The organism is Rhodococcus sp. BP-160 (assembly GCF_019836205.1).
Taxonomy (GTDB): Bacteria; Actinomycetota; Actinomycetes; order Mycobacteriales; family Mycobacteriaceae; genus Rhodococcoides.
The window spans coordinates 785,260-800,379 of the sequence record NZ_JABUEK010000003.1 but is presented as its reverse complement, the minus strand read 5'-3'; the positions used below and the strand labels follow the sequence as shown (position 1 = coordinate 800,379).

Sequence of the window (15,120 nt, the reverse complement as noted above, 5' to 3'; positions counted from 1 at the left end):
GGACTTCCGGCCCCGCATTCCGGGGTCGGGAGTCCACGATCACCGGAGCCCTCAGGCCTACCCTGGTGACATGACCGACTTCTCGTCCGACCAGGCCGCGTCGTTGCCCGATGCGGAGGTACTCGATCTCGTCGTCGCGCTCACGAGTGCTCGCCCGGCGCTGCGGGCGGTGTACGACGCCGCGCTGGGCCTCACCCCCGAGGCGTCGGTCGACCCCGACATCGTGCCGCGCACGCCGTCGGTGACGGACATCCCCCAGGTTCCGACGGACCCGGGGTTCACCGATGCCGGAGTGCCCACCTTCGACGCGGTGCGCGAACGCATCGACGGGCGTTCGGGGCGCGCGGTGGGTTCCACCGAGCTGAACGCCGAGAGCGCGGTCGGACGCACCGAGGCGGAGAAGTTCGCCGAGCGGGAGCGGGCCGGCAAGGCGCGCCTCGACGAGATCAGGAAGTCGATGCAGCGTCCCTGATCGCCTCGCGCTCGTAGCGGCCCGCCAGGACGGCGCACACCACGAGTTGGATCTGGTGGAAGATCAGCAGGGGAAGCACGATCACTCCCACGGGTTGCCCGACGAAGAGCACGGAGGCGATCGCGATGCCGCTGGCCAGGCTCTTCTTCGACCCGCAGAACACCACGACGATGCGGTCGGCGCGAGACATGCGCAATGTTCGCGCGATCCCGGCAGTGGCGGCGAGGACGACAGCGAGCAGTGCACTGCACAAGACCACCACTGCGACGATCTGCCACGGCGTCGTGGCAGCCCAGACTCCCTCGACCCGTGACGCACTGAATGCGGCGTAGACGATCAGGAGGATCGATCCGCGGTCGACGAGCAGCGTGGTGGACCGATGCCGCTCCACCCGTCCTGCGAGCCATCGCCTCGTGAACTGTCCGGCCACGAACGGCAGCAGGAGTTGGAGCATGATGTCGACGATCGATCCGGCATCGATGCTCGCACCGCCCGTCGTGCTCATCAGCAGGACCACCAGCAGCGGCGTCGCGAACACTCCGATGATGTTGGACAGCGACGCGCTGACGACGGCGCCGGCGACGTTGCCGCGGGCGATCGAGGTGAAGGCGATCGACGACTGGATCGTGGACGGAACGAGGCAGAGGTAGAGCATCCCGGTGTACAGATCGTCGGTCAGCAGTCCCGGCGCGAGCACCCGTACGCCGAGCCCGAGGAGCGGGAACAGCAGGTACGTGCAGGCGAGAACCACTCCGTGCAGCCGCCAGTGCCGGACGCCGTCCATGGCGTCACGCGGAGACAGTCTGATTCCGTACAGGAAGAACAGCAGGGCGATGCCGATCGTGGTGACCCACGACAGGACGTCCGCTGCGGTGCCGGAGACCGGGAACACGGTGGCCGCGATGGCAGCAGCGAAGATCGCGAGGACGAAGCCGTCGAGCGCTCTGATGGTGCCTGTCAGGGAGAACGCCACGTCAGGACGGCTGGCACGCGTCCTTGAGGCTGCACGAGATACAGCTGTGGCCGCATCCACCGGTCTCCTCGACCGGCACTGCGGCCGCGGCGCGGGTGCCCATGGCACCGCCGTACGCAGCGGTGACGAGCGCGGCGACGGTGGTCAGCACGGCGGCGACCACGCCGAAGATGCCGCCCGGCGCGAGGGTCGCCACTGCGCCGACCAGCAGGAAGACCGCGGCGGCGGCCGTCGTCGGGCCGGCGACTCGGTTGGCGACGGTGAACGTCTCGTCCGAGCGCATGCTCGCTTCCGTTCGGACTCCGGCGACGGAGTTGCGCTTCAAGCGGCCGGTCAGACCGAGGAACGCCACCGCGCCCAGCGCCACGGCGCCGACGAGGAGTACGAGCAGAAGGATCACGGACACGACAATCACGAGCACCACTTTACGGCGTCGTGGCCGGGCGTCCGCGTGCGGATCGTCACGCTTTACGCTGGTCGGGTGAGTGAACACGGCGACATCTCCCCCGACACGACCCCCGGCCACCGCTACACGGCGGATCTGGCGGGTTCCCTCGAGTCGCGCTGGCAGGAGCGGTGGGCCGCCGAGGGGACGTTCGACGCACCCAATCCGGTGGGCGAGCTCAGCACCGGCGATCCGGTTCCGAGCGACAAGTTGTTCGTGCAGGACATGTTCCCGTACCCGTCCGGCAGCGGTCTGCACGTCGGTCACCCGCTCGGTTACATCGCGACGGACGTGTTCGCCCGCTACCACCGCATGCAGGGCCGCAACGTGCTGCACACGCTGGGTTACGACGCCTTCGGCCTGCCCGCCGAGCAGTACGCGGTGCAGACGGGAACGCACCCGCGCACCACCACCGAGGCGAACATCGCCAACATGCGCCGGCAGCTGGGGCGGCTGGGACTCGGTCACGACACCCGTCGCTCGCTCGCCACGACGGACGTCGACTTCTATCACTGGACGCAGTGGATCTTCCTCCAGATCTTCGATTCCTGGTACGACACCGAGGCCGGTAAGGCACGACGGATTGCCGAGCTCGAGGAGGAGTTCACCTCCGGTGCTCGGACTCTGGACGACGGGCGTGCGTGGGCCGATCTCTCGGTCTCCGAGCGTCGCGACGTCATCGACGGTCATCGTCTGGTCTACCAGTCCAACTCGCTGGTCAACTGGTGCCCCGGTCTGGGCACCGTGCTGGCCAACGAGGAGGTCACCGCCGACGGTCGCAGCGACCGCGGCAATTTCCCGGTGTTCCGGAAGAACCTGCGCCAGTGGATGATGCGGATCACCGCGTACTCCGACCGGTTGATCGACGACCTGGATCTGCTGGATTGGCCGGACAAGGTCAAGACGATGCAGCGCAACTGGATCGGGCGCTCCCGCGGCGCCGAGGTGACGTTCGTCGCCGGTCTGCCGCACGGGTCCGGCACCGCCGACATCGACGTGTTCACCACCCGCCCCGACACGCTCTTCGGCGCCACCTACGTGGTGCTGGCACCCGAACACCAGCTGGTGGACGACATCACGGCGGCGGCATGGCCGACGGACACCGACGAGCGCTGGACGCACGGTGAGGGAACTCCCGTGCTCGCGGTCGGTGCCTACCGTCGTGCGATCGCAGCCAAGTCGGACCTCGAGCGCCAGGAGAACAAGGAGAAGACCGGTGTGTTCACCGGCGCCTTCGCCGTCAACCCCGTCAACGGCGCGTCGGTGCCGGTCTTCATCGCCGACTACGTCCTGACCGGCTACGGCACCGGTGCCATCATGGCCGTCCCGGGTCACGACCAGCGTGACTGGGAGTTCGCCACGAAGTTCGGACTGCCTGTGGTGCAGGTCATCTCGGGCGACGCTGTCGACGAGTCCGCGTGGACCGGCGACGGCGAGCTGATCAACTCCGATTTCCTGGACGGCCTCACCGTCGACGCGGCCAAGGCGCGTGTCATCGAGCACCTCGAGTCCGAGGGCCGCGGCAGGGGCACCATCCAGTACAAGCTGCGCGACTGGCTGTTCGCCCGTCAGCGGTACTGGGGCGAGCCCTTCCCGGTGGTGTACGACGCGGAGGGCAAGGCGCACCCGTTGCCGGATTCTGCTCTGCCGGTGGAACTTCCGGAGGTGGAGGACTACGCACCCGTGTCGTTCGACCCGGACGACGCGAACAGTGAGCCGTCTCCCCCGTTGGCGAAGGCGACCGACTGGGTGAACGTCGAGCTCGACCTGGGCGACGGGTTGCAGACGTACACGCGCGACACCAATGTCATGCCGCAGTGGGCCGGTAGCTCGTGGTACCAGCTGCGCTACATCGATCCGACCAACTCCGAGCAGATGTGCGCTCCGGAGAACGAGGCGTACTGGATGGGACCGCGCCCCGACGTTCACGGCGAGAACGACCCCGGCGGCCTCGACCTGTACGTCGGCGGCGTGGAACACGCTGTGCTGCACCTGCTGTACGCGCGGTTCTGGCACAAGGTGCTGTTCGACCTGGGGCACGTCAGCTCGAAGGAGCCGTACCGCCGCCTGTACAACCAGGGCTACATCCAGGCGTACGCGTTCACCGACGCGCGCGGCGTCTACGTCGCGGCCGACGAGGTGGAGGAGCGCGACGGCGGGTACTTCCACGACGGGCAGCCCGTCACTCGTGAGTACGGGAAGATGGGCAAGTCCCTGAAGAACTCCGTCTCCCCCGACGAGATTTTCACCGAGTACGGCGCAGACACCCTGCGCATGTACGAGATGTCGATGGGTCCGTTGGACACGTCCCGGCCGTGGGCGACCAAGGACGTCGTCGGCGCGCACCGCTTCCTGCAGCGCGTCTGGCGTCTGGTGGTCGACGAGGAGACCGGCGCCGTCCGGACCACCGACGCGACGCCGAGCGACGCCACGCTGAAGGCTCTCAACCGGACCGTCGAGGGTGTCGACGCGGACTACGCTGCGCTGCGCGACAACACGGCCGGCGCGAAGCTCATCGAGTACACCAACCACCTCACGAAGGAGTACCCGCAGGGCGCACCTCGGGACGCCGTCGAGCCGTTGGTGCTGATGCTGGCTCCTCTCGCGCCACACATCGCCGAGGAACTGTGGAACACGTTGGGACACAGCGAGTCACTGGCTCACGGTCCCTTTCCCACGGTCGACGAGAAGTGGCTCGTGGACGACACGGTGGACTACCCGATCCAGGTCAACGGCAAGGTGCGCAGTCGCATCACGGTGGCGGCCGACGCGTCCCGCGAGGACGTGCAGGCGGTGGCCCTGGCCGACGAGAAGATCGTCGCGCTTCTCGACGGCAAGGACCCGAAGAAGGTCATCGTCGTGCCGGGCAGAATGGTGAACATCGTTCTCTAGCTCGGGAAGTCCCCACCTACTCCCCGGCGTACTCGCGGGGAGGAGGCGGGACCGACCTCACCACACCAGGTCGTCGGCTCCCTCGATCTCGCGCCAGTCGACGGGCCGGACGCCGGGAACCAGGGCGAGGCGATCCGCCGCCGTGAGCTCCGCCATCGCCAGACCGGTCGCGGCGGCGATGTCGGTGATCGGCACCTGATACGTGCGGTACGCCCCGAGCGGAGGGATGTCGCTCGCCAGGACGCCGCGTTCGAGAATGGGTGCCAGCGACTCCGACTGGTCGAGCACGTAGCCGGTCGCGGCGAGCACGTCGTTCTGCCACCAGGCCGCGATCTTGAAGAAGCGCCGCGGGATCGCGACACCGCGGTAGACGGGATCGTCCTCGGCGAACACGCAACCGCTGAAGACGGAGATCGTCTGCCCGTACGTCCGCGCGTGCTCGAGTACGTAGTCCTCGAGGCCCAACCACAGTTCCTTGGACTGGTTGAGTGTCGCCGTCTGCGGTCCGCACACGGTGTAGTGGAAGGTGTCCTCGTTGGCCTGCTCCGCGACGTCGAGCGTGCCCCACACGGGATCGCGTCGTCGTACGAGGTGCCCACGGTCGATGTCGTTGTTCGCGTACAGCTCCGGGCCCGCCTGCGCGGTCGCCGGCAGGCGCGGATCGAGGCGCCAGTCGTCTCCGCGGTCCACCTCCTGCAACGCGCCGCCGTCGATGTTCACCGCGGTCACGGCGGCGAGGCGCCGTTCGGTGTCCATCGACACGGAGAAGTGCGTGTAGGTCAGGACGGTCAGGTCCGGCCGGGCGGGGACCGGCAGCGGGGTGGTGGACAGGAAGGTCTCGTCGTATCCCATGCCGTCATTCAGCCACGCTGGGGTGACACGGGGGTGAACACCCACGAACCCCCCGCGAGTACGTCCTGACTGTCGTGATCAGCAGCTGGATCACGACACTGTCGACGTACTCGCGAGGGGCGAGGGGCGAGGGGTGAGGGGTGAAGCGGGGTGCTCTAGAAGTCCACCTTCGCCCGCGACCGCACCTTCGTCACGATGGAGAAGACCACCGCGATGACCATCAGCGTGTACAGCACGACGGTGATGCCACTGCCGACGAGGACGGAGACGTCCCCTTCACTGACGGCCAGGGCTCGTCGCAGCGAATCCTCGGCGAGCGGTCCCAGGATGACGGCGATGAGCACCGGCGCCAACGGGATCCCGAAGCGGCGCAGCATGAATCCGATGATGCCGAGTCCGAGCATGGCGATGAGGTCCACGATCGAGGCGCTCACCGCGTAGACGCCGAGCGAGGCGAACACGGTGATGCCGGCGTACAGGTAGTTCTTGGGGATCTTGAGCAGCTGCGCCCACAGGGGGGCGAACGGCAGATTCAGGATCAACAGGACCACCATGCCGACGAAGAGGCTGGCGAGCAGTGCCCAGACGACCTCACCGTTGCGCTCGAACAGCAACGGTCCCGGTTGGATCCCGTACTGCTGGAACGCTGCGAGCAGGATCGCTGCCGTCGCCGACGTGGGGAGCCCGAGAGCGAGAAGTGCACCCATCGCGGTACCGGCGGTGGAGTTGCCGGCGGCTTCCGGTCCGGCGACGCCGCGGATCGCGCCCTTCCCGAACATCGGATTCTTGCTGCGTCGGTCCAACCGGCGCTCGGTGCCGTAGGCCAGGAAGCTCGGCACCTCGGCGCCGCCGGCGGGAATGACGCCGAAGGGGACTCCGAATGCGGTGCCGCGCAACCATGCAGGCATCGCTTCGCGGAACTCTGCCTTGCTCAGGAAGGGTCGACCCTTCGACGGGATCAGCGTGTTGTCGTCGGGCTTGCCGATCTTCGAGGCGATGAAGATGACCTCGCCGAGGGCGAGCATCGCGACGGTGATGACCACCACGGAGATGCCGTCGAACAGTGCCGGTACCTCGAACGTGAACCGTGATGCGCCGGAGGGTCCGTCGATACCGATGACGGCGAGTGTCAGGCCGATCAGCAGTGCGCTCAGACCCTTGAGGACGGAGTCGGACACCACTGCGGACGTCGCGATGAAGGCGAACACCGCCAGGGCGAAGTACTCCGCGGGTCCGAAGTTCGTGGCCAGGTCGGCGAGCGTCGGGGCGAAGAACACCACGAGGGTGGTGGCGATGATGCCGCCGATGAAGGCGCCGATGGCGGAGGTGGCCAACGCTTGTGGGGCGCGGCCGTTCTTCGCCATGCGGTGCCCCTCGAACGTTCCCGCGATCGCCGTGCTGTTTCCGGGGGTGTTCATGAGGATGCCGGAGATCGAGTCACCGAACAGGCCGCCGAAGTAGACGCCGGCGAACATGATGAGCGCCGAGGTCGGCTCGAGGGTGAACGTCACGGGCAGGAGCAGGGCGACAGCCATGGCCGATCCGAGTCCGGGGAGGACACCCACCGCGGTGCCGAGCAGGGCGCCGACGACGACCCACACGATGTTCATGGGCGTCAGCGCGGTGCCGAAGCCGTCGATGAGATTGGAGAGTGCGTCCATCAGAACACCGCCGCGAGGATGCCGCCGGGCAGCGTGAGCCCGAGTCCACCGGAGAAGACCAGCTGGACGACGGACGACATGACCAGCGCCACACCGGCGTCGAAGACGAACCGGGTGCCGCCGAGTCCGATCGAGACGCCCCAGAACAGCAGCGCACCGGCGAGAACCCATCCCAGCGGATTCAGCAGGGCGATGAACAGGGCGATCGAGCCGACGGTGATGCCGACGGAGCGCCAGTTGGACACGGTTCCGGTGTTGGCCTCGCCGGCCTCGTCGACGCCGAGGTCGACCTCGTCCGGAGTGCGCAGCAGTTGGACCGCGACGAGCACGGCGATCACGAAGCACAGTCCCGCGATGATGGCCGGGAAGACCTGCGGGCCGGGCGATGTCGCGGTGTCGGGCACGTCCATGGTGACGGTGCCGTAGATCAGGAACAGGCCGAGGGCGACGAGAAGCGCCGACACCACCAGTCCGCTCCGGCCGTGGAGGAAACCACGATCGGTATCGGGCGGCGTTTCCGCCCGCGTGGTCGAAACACTCTCACTCATACCAGGCCCAACTCTCGGAGGATGTCGGTGATGCGGGTCTGTTCGACCTCGAGGAAGTCACCGAAGTCGTCCCCGGTGACGAAGGACGGCTTCCATCGGTTGCGCTCGATGGCGGTGTCCCACTGTTCGGTCTCCTGCATCTCGGTGACGATCTCGATCAACGTCTGCCTGTCGGTGTCCGAGATGCCGGGAGGTGCGACGAATCCGCGCCAGTTGACCAGGTCGACGTCGTACCCGAGTTCCTTGAACGTCGGGGTGTCGATCCCCTCGACGGGCTCGGGTGCCGCCACCGCGAGGGCGCGGACGTTCCCGGACTCGATCTGGTCGCGGAAGTCGTTGTATCCGCTGACGGCGATGCCGACGGTGTTGGACAACAGTGAGGTCAGCACCTCACCACCGCCGGAGAACGCGATGTAGTTGATCGCTGCCGGATCGATGTCGACCTGCTGTGCCAGCTGGCCGGAGACGATGTGGTCGATTCCGCCGAGCGAGCCGCCGCCGATGGGGAGACCGCCGGGGTTGGCCCGCCATGCGGCGACGAAGTCCTCGAGGTTCTCGTACGGCGAGTCTCGCGGTACGACGAAGACCTCGAAGTCCTCGGCCATCTTGGCGATGGGCACGGTGTCCTGCAGGGTGATGTCCGAATCGTTGATCGCGATACCACCGAGCATGACCGTGCCGGTCACCATGACCGTGGTCGACTGGCCCGTGAGATTCTCGAGCTGACTGAGCCCGATGGTCCCGCCGGCTCCGGGGACGTTCACCACCTGGGCGTTGTTCACGATGCCGTCGGAACGGAGTGCTTGCTGCGACTCACGCGCCACCAGGTCCCATCCACCTCCCGCGGCGGCGGGAGCGATCAGGGTCAACTTGGCGCGGGCGTCGGATCCGCTGGCGCTGCCGGCCGCGTCGATGCCGGCGACGGCGACGACGGCGACGACAGCGAGCGTGCCGAGCGCGCGCTTCACTGTGATCTGCATGGGCACGACAACTCAGGAGTGGTTTCGGTCACATCAGGAGGCTAGGTTCTGGATGTCCGAATAGTCCAGGGAATCCGAGTTGTGGCCATAGTGTGCACGGACGAATACCGCGAAACGTACGTCGCCGCGACGGAATCTCGGTGAACCTGGAGTCTCCCCGATGTGAAAGGCACCGTCATGACCGTTGCAGTAGCGATGAATTCGACACCCGAAGGCCGTGAGGCGCTCGTGCAGGGACAGGCGGAGGCGACGCTGAGGGGAACCGATCTCGTCGTCCTGTCGGTGATCGACGCAGATTCGGTCACCACCGCCCACCGCGACGCAGCCGAGGCGCAGGCACGTCAGGTGCTGGGAGAGAACTCCTTCACGGTGCGCGTCGAACCCGACGGCGGCGATCCGGCGGGGGCTCTCGTCGATCTGGTCTCGGATGTCGGTGCCACGCTGGTGATCATCGGATCACGTCGCCGAAGCGCGGTCGGGAAGTTCCTGACCGGCAGCACGGTTCAGCGCGTGTTGCTCGACAGTCCGGTCCCCGTGCTGGTTGTCAAGGCGAACGAGCACTGAGTCACGCTCGCCCCTGATTCCCGATCACCGTGTGCGCAGGACGATTTCGGTGGGATGCGCATCGGCAGGGGTGTCCACGGCCTGGCGGACGGCGCGGGCGACGGTCTCGACGGTGAGGTACTTCGAGGCGTCGTACTCGTCGCCCTCGCCCGCGACGATCGCGCGCTGCATGTCGGTGTCGATGCGCCCCGGGTGGACGGACGTCACGCGCAGGGTCGGCTCCTCGAGGCGCAGTGCGTCGCCGAAGGCCCGCAGCGCGAACTTGCTCGCGGCGTAGGCACTCCACCCCGGGTTGGCCCTGATGCCGGCGCCCGAGTTGATCAACACGACGTGGCCGCCGGCTGCTCGGAGCGCGGGCAGCAGGAGGCGGGTGAGCTCGGCCACCGCGAAGACGTTGGCCTCGAACGTGTGTCGCCAGTCCGCGAGCGTCAGCGTCTCCACCGTGCCGAGGTCGGCGACGCCCGCGTTGTGCACCAGGACGTCGAGGCTCGTGATGTCCGCGGTGGCCGCGGCGAGAGCGTCCGCATCGGTGAGGTCGACGGGCCACGGCCGCGCGCTGATCAGTTCGTCGGAGATGCCCGCGACGGAGTCGGCCGTCGATCCCCCGACCCAGACGTCGTGATCGGCGGACAACAGGCGAGCGATTCCCGCTCCCAGTCCGCGGGCGGCTCCGGTGACGAGTGCTGTGCGTGGCATACAGCGAGGCTATCCGGCGCCCTTCTGGATGTGCGTCCGCATGTCGGAGTACGCCCTCGTGAAGGTCGCGACGTCGTCGTCGGTGAGGACGTCGAACATCGACGCCCGGACGGCGCCGACATGGCCGGGGCTCGACGCCGCGAGCTTGTCCATACCCGCGTCGGTGAGTTCCGCGAGCATCCCCCGACGGTCGTCCTCGCACTCGACGCGGACGACCCAGCCGGCGTCGACGAGTCGGGTGATCGCCCGGGTGACGCCACTGCGGGTGGTGGTCACCGCATCGGCCAGGTCGCGCATCCGCATCTGTCGGCCGGGTGCCTCCGAGAGCACGACGAGCAGCTCGAAGTCGGTGAAGGAGATCCCGGAATCGCGCGTGAGCTGCCGATCGAGCGTCTGCATCAGCAGACGCGTCGCGTCGAGGTACGAGCGCCAGGCGCGCTGCTCGTCCTCGGTCAGCCACTGAGTCATGACACGAGTCTACCCAAGTAGTTGACAGCGCAACCATGTGCGGTACTGTTCTCGGTAGTTGACAACGCAACGATTCGATCGAAGGCGGAGACGATGAGCATGACAGCCGACGAGCAGCAGCGCTCGGACGAGTTCGAGGCCCGGCGCGACCGACTGCGGGGCCTGCACCTGCAGCCTGCGGAGTCCCGCCCGACGTCCTCGGCGCGCGGACTGCACCACACCGCGCTGATCAGCAGCGACGTCGAGCAGACCATCCTGTTCTACCAGGGTGTGCTCGAGTTCCCGCTGACCGAGTTGATCGAGAACCGCGACTACCCCGGCTCGTCGCACTTCTTCTTCGACATCGGGAACAGCAACCTCCTCGCCTTCTTCGACTTCCCCGGCCTCGACGTCGGCCCCTACGAGGAGGTGCTCGGCGGACTGCATCACGTGGCCATCAGCGTGGAACCCGACCGCTGGGAACACCTGCGCACCAAGCTGACGGATGCGGGCGTCGAGCTCACGGAGCACAGTGGAGTCTCGATCTACTTCCGTGATCCCGACGGTGCACGCCTCGAACTCATCGCCGACCCGCTCGGCGAGATGTACGGCCACCACGTTCTCTGAGTCCGAATCACCCCCGAACCACGTCCCTCTTCCGAAAGGTCACTCATGACGAAGCTCGCGATCCTCTACTACTCCTCCACCGGCCACGGCACCACGATGGCGGCCGAGCTCGAGAAGGCCGCTCAGGCGGCCGGCGCCGAGGTGCGCGTCCGGCACATCGCCGAGACCCGTGACCCGGCCACCTTTGCCGAGAACCCCGCCTGGACTGCCAACTACGAGGCCACCAAGGATCTGCCGGCCGCCACCGGTGACGACATCGTGTGGGCCGACGGCGTCATCTTCGGCTCGCCGACCCGTTTCGGCAGCGTCGCGTCCCCGTTCCAGACCTTCTTCGACACGCTCGGTGGCCTGTGGGCCCAGGGCAAGCTCGCTGACAAGGCCTACGCCGCGTTCACCTCGAGCCAGACGGCCCACGGCGGCCAGGAGACGACCATCGTCAACCTGTACACCTCGCTCATGCACTTCGGCGGCATCCTCGTTCCCCCCGGCTACACCGACGGACTGAAGTTCGCCGACGGCAACCCCTACGGCGTCGGCCACGTCACCGGACCCGACAACCAGAACGAACTGGACGACGCGACCCGCGCCGCCCTCGGACATCTCGCCACCCGCGTCGTCACCATCGCGGGCAAGCTCGCTCGGTAGTCTCATTTCCCATCCCGAGAAGGGACCCCCATGACGACCTCCACCGCACCCGAACTCGACGTCCGTCGCGCCGACGACCGGCCGGCCACGAACATCGGCTGGCTCGACTCGCACCATTCGTTCTCGTTCGGACATCACTACGATCCCGACAACACCCACCACGGGGTGCTGATGGTGAACAACGACGACATCGTGGACGCGGGTACCGGTTTCGACACGCACCCGCACCGGGACATGGAGATCGTCACGTGGGTCCTGCAGGGATCCCTCGTGCACCAGGACTCCATCGGGCACAACGGGCTCATCTACCCGGGGCTCGCCCAGCGGATGAGCGCCGGCACGGGAATCCTGCACTCGGAGAAGAACGACTCGTGGCGTCTCGCGTCGACGGAGAACCCGTCGCAGAAGCATCGGGACCCGGTGCACTTCGTGCAGATGTGGGTCGTGCCCGACGAGGCCGGCATCACCCCCGGGTACGAGCAGCTCGAGATCGACGACGAACTGCTCTCGGGCGGGCTGGTTCCGGTCGCGTCGGGAATGGACGCCTACAAGGACCACTCGGCGATCCGCATCAAGAACAAGTACGCCGCGATGCACGTCGCACGGTTGCGTTCCGACACCCCGGCTCAGGACCTTCCGGATGCTCCGTTCCTGCACGTCTTCGTCGCCCGCGGCGAGGCCTCGCTCGAGGGCGTGGGCCTGCTGCGCGAGGGTGACGCGGTCCGCATCAAGGGCGGTGGCGGACAGACACTGTCGACGACGTCCGCAGCCGAGGTCATCGTCTGGGAGATGCACGCCACCATCGGTCGCTGACCGTCACGGTTCGATCAGCCCTGGAGCCTGTTCGGCTCCAGGGCCGATCGCCGTCGCGAGTAGGTGAAGTAGAGCACCGACGTGGCCGCCAGCCAGACCGCGAAAAGGATCCACGTCTGGATGTGCAGGGTGCTGATGAGGTACAGGCATGCGCAGATCGACAGGATCGGGAGCACCGGGTACAGCGGAACCTTGAAGCCGCGCTCGATGTTCGGCTCGCGGCGGCGCAGGATGATCACTCCGGCGGAGACGACGATGAAGGCCACGAGCGTGCCCATCGACACCAGGTCCGCCAGGAAGTCCAGCGGCAGGAAACCCGCGAGCAGGGACACGAAGAACGCCACGATGATCGTGTTCTTCACCGGTGCGAGGCTGCGAGGGTTCACCTGCGAGAACACCTTGGGGATCAGACCGTCGCGGCTCATCGCGAACAGGATCCGAGTCTGCCCGTAGAGGGTGACCAGCGTGACCGAGAAGATCGAGACGACGGCGCCCGCCGACAGCACGATCGACGGCCAGCTCGATCCTGTGACGTACTGCAGGATCTCGGCGAGACCGGCCTCCTGGCCCTCGAACTCGGTGTACTTCTGCGCGCCGATCGCCGACATCGTCACCAACAGGTAGATCAGCGTGACCACCACCAGCGCGCTGATGAGCGCGATGGGCAGCGTGCGCTTGGGATTGTGCACCTCCTCGCCGGCCGTCGACACCGCGTCGAGTCCGATGAACGAGAAGAAGATCAGGCCGGACGCCGCACCGACACCGGCGACTCCGAACGGGGCGAACGGTTCCAGATTCTCGAGACTGAATCCGGTGAAACCGACGATGGCGAACATCGCGAGGATGCCGATCTTGATGACGACCATGACGGCGTTCGCACGAGCGGACTCGCTCGTTCCGCGGATCAGCAACACGGCGCACAGCGCGACGAGAACGATGGCGGGCAGGTTGACGCCGAAGCCGGCGCCGTCCCCGGGTGCATGCGACAGCACGTCCGGAATGCGTAGTCCGACAGTACGATCCAACAGGTCGTTGAGATACTGGGACCACAGCACCGACACCGCGGCCGTCGACACGCCGTACTCGAGGATGAGGCAGGCGCCGACGAGGATCGCGACGAACTCGCCGATGGTGGTGTACGTGTAGGTGTAGGTCGACCCGGAGGCCGGGATCGACGACGCCAGCTCGGCGTAGCAGAGCGCCGTCAGGCCGGCCGTGACGGCGGCGATGACGAACGAGAAGATGACGGCGGGCCCCGCCACCGGGACGGCGGACGAGAAGATGAAGAAGATGCCGGTGCCCACGGTCGAGCCGACGCCGATGCACGTCAGCTGGAACGTGGTGATCGACCGCTTCAGCCGACCTTCGCCCGTCGCCTCCAGGGCTGCGATGTCGCTGATCGACTTGCGTCGCAGCAGTCCCGAACCGTTGCTCGGATCGCTCATGTTTCCTCCACTATCGGCGCGGTTCACCGAGCGAATCGGCTTCCACGGGGAACGACCAGAATCGGAACAGGGCTGTGCCGCAGAATCTTCGACGCGGTGGAGCCGAGGAACACCCGGGCGAGAGGTCCGAGGCGGGACGAACCGAGCACCAGCAGGTCCTCGGGCCCCAGCTCGACCGAGTCCACCACGTGCTGCCAGTCCCCGCCGGAACCCACCGCGCACGTAGGGGACAGGGCCGGGTAGGCGGACGTGACGTCCGACGCCGCGGAGTGCAGCATCTCGGTGGCCTGCTCACGCCACTGCGACGTCACCAGATCCTCCGCGTCGTAGCCACCGAAGGGGGGATACGTCGTCGAGCGTCGTGGTGCGAACGCCACCAGGCGCAGCGCGATGTTCCAGCGCACCGCGAGAGCCGCTGCGGAATACAGCGCATCCTTGGCTTCCGGGGTCCCGGTGTAGGCGCAGGAGATGCGGGAGACGGCGTCGGTGCGGCGGCGTGCTCCGCGCGGCGCCAGTGCCAGCGGAACAGCCGACGAGTGCAGCAGCGTCTCGCCCGTGCTCCCCGGCGTGAAGCGATCGTCGGGACCGTCGGAGCTCCCCAGCACCACCAGGTCGGCATGGTGAGTGGCCGCCGCCGCGGTGAGTGCGGCCGACTCGGCGGCGTTCTCGGCGAAGAAGGCGGAGGGCGATCCCAGATCGGCCGGAGTGAGCAGGTCCGCCATCGCCGCATCGGCCCGAGCGGCCGCATCCGTGCCGCGCTCCTCGAGCCAGCGTCGGTACTCCGCGTCCACGTGCGCCATCGACGGGAACGGCCACGTCCGCGGCAGGACGGTGCACGTGCGGACCGTCATCGCGCCGCCCGCGGCCCGAGCGGTGGTCGCCATGCGCGCGGCCAGACCCAGAGCATCGTGACCGGAGTCGTCCGGCAGCCACCCGACCAGCGCGGACATCGACGCGGTCGACACACCCACCACCCCCGACCAATTGCCCCGGCGCGTTCGACGCCGATGGCTCAGTATGCGACCGACGCGCCGGGCCCGCACCCCGACTCACCGGCGCG

The 15,120-nt window shown here is 67.5% G+C and carries 16 protein-coding genes; 6 read left to right on the top strand and 10 right to left on the bottom strand.

What is annotated here, in order from left to right; all coding sequences use genetic code 11:
- Window positions 1-70: 70 nt before the first annotated feature.
- Window positions 71-472, top strand: coding sequence for a hypothetical protein (locus tag HQ306_RS15675; protein ID WP_222632458.1), 402 nt, complete (start codon window positions 71-73; stop codon window positions 470-472).
- On the opposite strand, the gene HQ306_RS15670 is transcribed toward HQ306_RS15675, so the two are convergent.
- Window positions 447-1,445: a bile acid:sodium symporter family protein gene (locus tag HQ306_RS15670; RefSeq protein ID WP_308115576.1), complete on the bottom strand. Its 999-nt coding sequence runs from the start codon at window positions 1,443-1,445 to the stop codon at window positions 447-449. The genes HQ306_RS15675 and HQ306_RS15670 overlap by 26 nt on opposite strands.
- 1 nt (window position 1,446) lies before the next feature.
- Window positions 1,447-1,860, bottom strand: a complete 414-nt coding sequence (locus HQ306_RS15665) for an SdpI family protein (RefSeq protein WP_027505979.1) — start codon at window positions 1,858-1,860, stop codon at window positions 1,447-1,449.
- A gap of 66 nt (window positions 1,861-1,926) precedes the next feature.
- Between HQ306_RS15665 and leuS the strand changes: the two genes are divergently transcribed.
- The gene (gene leuS / locus HQ306_RS15660; protein ID WP_222632456.1) at window positions 1,927-4,782 is read left to right on the top strand and encodes a leucine--tRNA ligase; all 2,856 of its coding nucleotides are present in this window, start codon (window positions 1,927-1,929) and stop codon (window positions 4,780-4,782) included.
- Window positions 4,783-4,839: 57 nt separating this feature from the next.
- Here leuS and HQ306_RS15655 read toward each other — a convergent pair whose 3' ends face one another.
- From HQ306_RS15655 to HQ306_RS15640, 4 genes are all read right to left on the bottom strand, one after another.
- On the bottom strand, window positions 4,840-5,634 hold the full coding sequence (locus HQ306_RS15655) for a DNA/RNA non-specific endonuclease (RefSeq protein ID WP_222632455.1): 795 nt from the start codon (window positions 5,632-5,634) through the stop codon (window positions 4,840-4,842).
- Window positions 5,635-5,789: 155 nt separating this feature from the next.
- Window positions 5,790-7,295, bottom strand: coding sequence for a tripartite tricarboxylate transporter permease (locus HQ306_RS15650; RefSeq protein ID WP_027505981.1), 1,506 nt, complete (start codon window positions 7,293-7,295; stop codon window positions 5,790-5,792).
- Window positions 7,295-7,843, bottom strand: coding sequence for a tripartite tricarboxylate transporter TctB family protein (locus HQ306_RS15645; protein WP_222632453.1), 549 nt, complete (start codon window positions 7,841-7,843; stop codon window positions 7,295-7,297). Before HQ306_RS15645 ends, HQ306_RS15650 begins: the two co-directional genes overlap by 1 nt.
- Window positions 7,840-8,823: a tripartite tricarboxylate transporter substrate binding protein gene (locus tag HQ306_RS15640; protein WP_261769910.1), complete on the bottom strand. Its 984-nt coding sequence runs from the start codon at window positions 8,821-8,823 to the stop codon at window positions 7,840-7,842. Before HQ306_RS15640 ends, HQ306_RS15645 begins: the two co-directional genes overlap by 4 nt.
- A gap of 177 nt (window positions 8,824-9,000) precedes the next feature.
- Between HQ306_RS15640 and HQ306_RS15635 the strand changes: the two genes are divergently transcribed.
- Window positions 9,001-9,387 carry a universal stress protein gene (locus HQ306_RS15635; RefSeq protein ID WP_027505984.1) on the top strand — a complete coding sequence of 129 codons (387 nt, stop codon included), beginning with the start codon at window positions 9,001-9,003 and terminating at the stop codon, window positions 9,385-9,387.
- Window positions 9,388-9,411: 24 nt separating this feature from the next.
- On the opposite strand, the gene HQ306_RS15630 is transcribed toward HQ306_RS15635, so the two are convergent.
- Together HQ306_RS15630 and HQ306_RS15625 are read right to left on the bottom strand one after the other, a co-directional pair.
- Window positions 9,412-10,083 (bottom strand): SDR family oxidoreductase, encoded by a 672-nt coding sequence (locus tag HQ306_RS15630; RefSeq protein ID WP_027505985.1) that lies wholly within the window; start codon window positions 10,081-10,083, stop codon window positions 9,412-9,414.
- Between the two features lie 9 nt (window positions 10,084-10,092).
- A complete protein-coding gene (locus HQ306_RS15625; protein ID WP_222632442.1) occupies window positions 10,093-10,551 on the bottom strand; it encodes a MarR family winged helix-turn-helix transcriptional regulator in 459 nt (152 codons plus the stop codon).
- Between the two features lie 99 nt (window positions 10,552-10,650).
- Here HQ306_RS15625 and HQ306_RS15620 point away from each other — a divergent pair, with 99 nt between their 5' ends.
- Genes HQ306_RS15620 through HQ306_RS15610 form a run of 3 tightly spaced genes read left to right on the top strand, consistent with a single transcriptional unit; the run spans window position 10,651 to window position 12,615 of the window.
- Window positions 10,651-11,157, top strand: a complete 507-nt coding sequence (locus HQ306_RS15620; RefSeq protein ID WP_027505987.1) for a VOC family protein — start codon at window positions 10,651-10,653, stop codon at window positions 11,155-11,157.
- A gap of 45 nt (window positions 11,158-11,202) precedes the next feature.
- Complete coding sequence (gene wrbA / locus HQ306_RS15615; RefSeq protein WP_027505988.1) at window positions 11,203-11,802, top strand: NAD(P)H:quinone oxidoreductase; 600 nt, start codon at window positions 11,203-11,205, stop codon at window positions 11,800-11,802.
- A gap of 30 nt (window positions 11,803-11,832) precedes the next feature.
- Window positions 11,833-12,615, top strand: coding sequence for a pirin-like bicupin family protein (locus tag HQ306_RS15610; protein ID WP_027505989.1), 783 nt, complete (start codon window positions 11,833-11,835; stop codon window positions 12,613-12,615).
- Window positions 12,616-12,629: 14 nt separating this feature from the next.
- Here HQ306_RS15610 and HQ306_RS15605 read toward each other — a convergent pair whose 3' ends face one another.
- Together HQ306_RS15605 and HQ306_RS15600 are read right to left on the bottom strand one after the other, a co-directional pair.
- Window positions 12,630-14,060 carry an amino acid permease gene (locus HQ306_RS15605; RefSeq protein WP_222632441.1) on the bottom strand — a complete coding sequence of 477 codons (1,431 nt, stop codon included), beginning with the start codon at window positions 14,058-14,060 and terminating at the stop codon, window positions 12,630-12,632.
- Window positions 14,061-14,083: 23 nt separating this feature from the next.
- Window positions 14,084-15,025 carry a universal stress protein gene (locus HQ306_RS15600; protein ID WP_222632439.1) on the bottom strand — a complete coding sequence of 314 codons (942 nt, stop codon included), beginning with the start codon at window positions 15,023-15,025 and terminating at the stop codon, window positions 14,084-14,086.
- Window positions 15,026-15,120: the final 95 nt, after the last annotated feature.

Coding starts and splice junctions, on each gene's coding strand:
- HQ306_RS15675 (WP_222632458.1), top strand. CDS start 71: ATGACCGACTTCTCGTCCGACCAGGCCGCGTCGTTGCCCGATGCGGAG.
- HQ306_RS15655 (WP_222632455.1), bottom strand. CDS start 5,634: ATGGGATACGACGAGACCTTCCTGTCCACCACCCCGCTGCCGGTCCCC.
- HQ306_RS15650 (WP_027505981.1), bottom strand. CDS start 7,295: ATGGACGCACTCTCCAATCTCATCGACGGCTTCGGCACCGCGCTGACG.
- HQ306_RS15645 (WP_222632453.1), bottom strand. CDS start 7,843: ATGAGTGAGAGTGTTTCGACCACGCGGGCGGAAACGCCGCCCGATACC.
- HQ306_RS15640 (WP_261769910.1), bottom strand. CDS start 8,823: ATGCAGATCACAGTGAAGCGCGCGCTCGGCACGCTCGCTGTCGTCGCC.
- HQ306_RS15635 (WP_027505984.1), top strand. CDS start 9,001: ATGACCGTTGCAGTAGCGATGAATTCGACACCCGAAGGCCGTGAGGCG.
- HQ306_RS15630 (WP_027505985.1), bottom strand. CDS start 10,083: ATGCCACGCACAGCACTCGTCACCGGAGCCGCCCGCGGACTGGGAGCG.
- HQ306_RS15625 (WP_222632442.1), bottom strand. CDS start 10,551: ATGACTCAGTGGCTGACCGAGGACGAGCAGCGCGCCTGGCGCTCGTAC.
- HQ306_RS15620 (WP_027505987.1), top strand. CDS start 10,651: ATGACAGCCGACGAGCAGCAGCGCTCGGACGAGTTCGAGGCCCGGCGC.
- wrbA (WP_027505988.1), top strand. CDS start 11,203: ATGACGAAGCTCGCGATCCTCTACTACTCCTCCACCGGCCACGGCACC.
- HQ306_RS15610 (WP_027505989.1), top strand. CDS start 11,833: ATGACGACCTCCACCGCACCCGAACTCGACGTCCGTCGCGCCGACGAC.
- HQ306_RS15605 (WP_222632441.1), bottom strand. CDS start 14,060: ATGAGCGATCCGAGCAACGGTTCGGGACTGCTGCGACGCAAGTCGATC.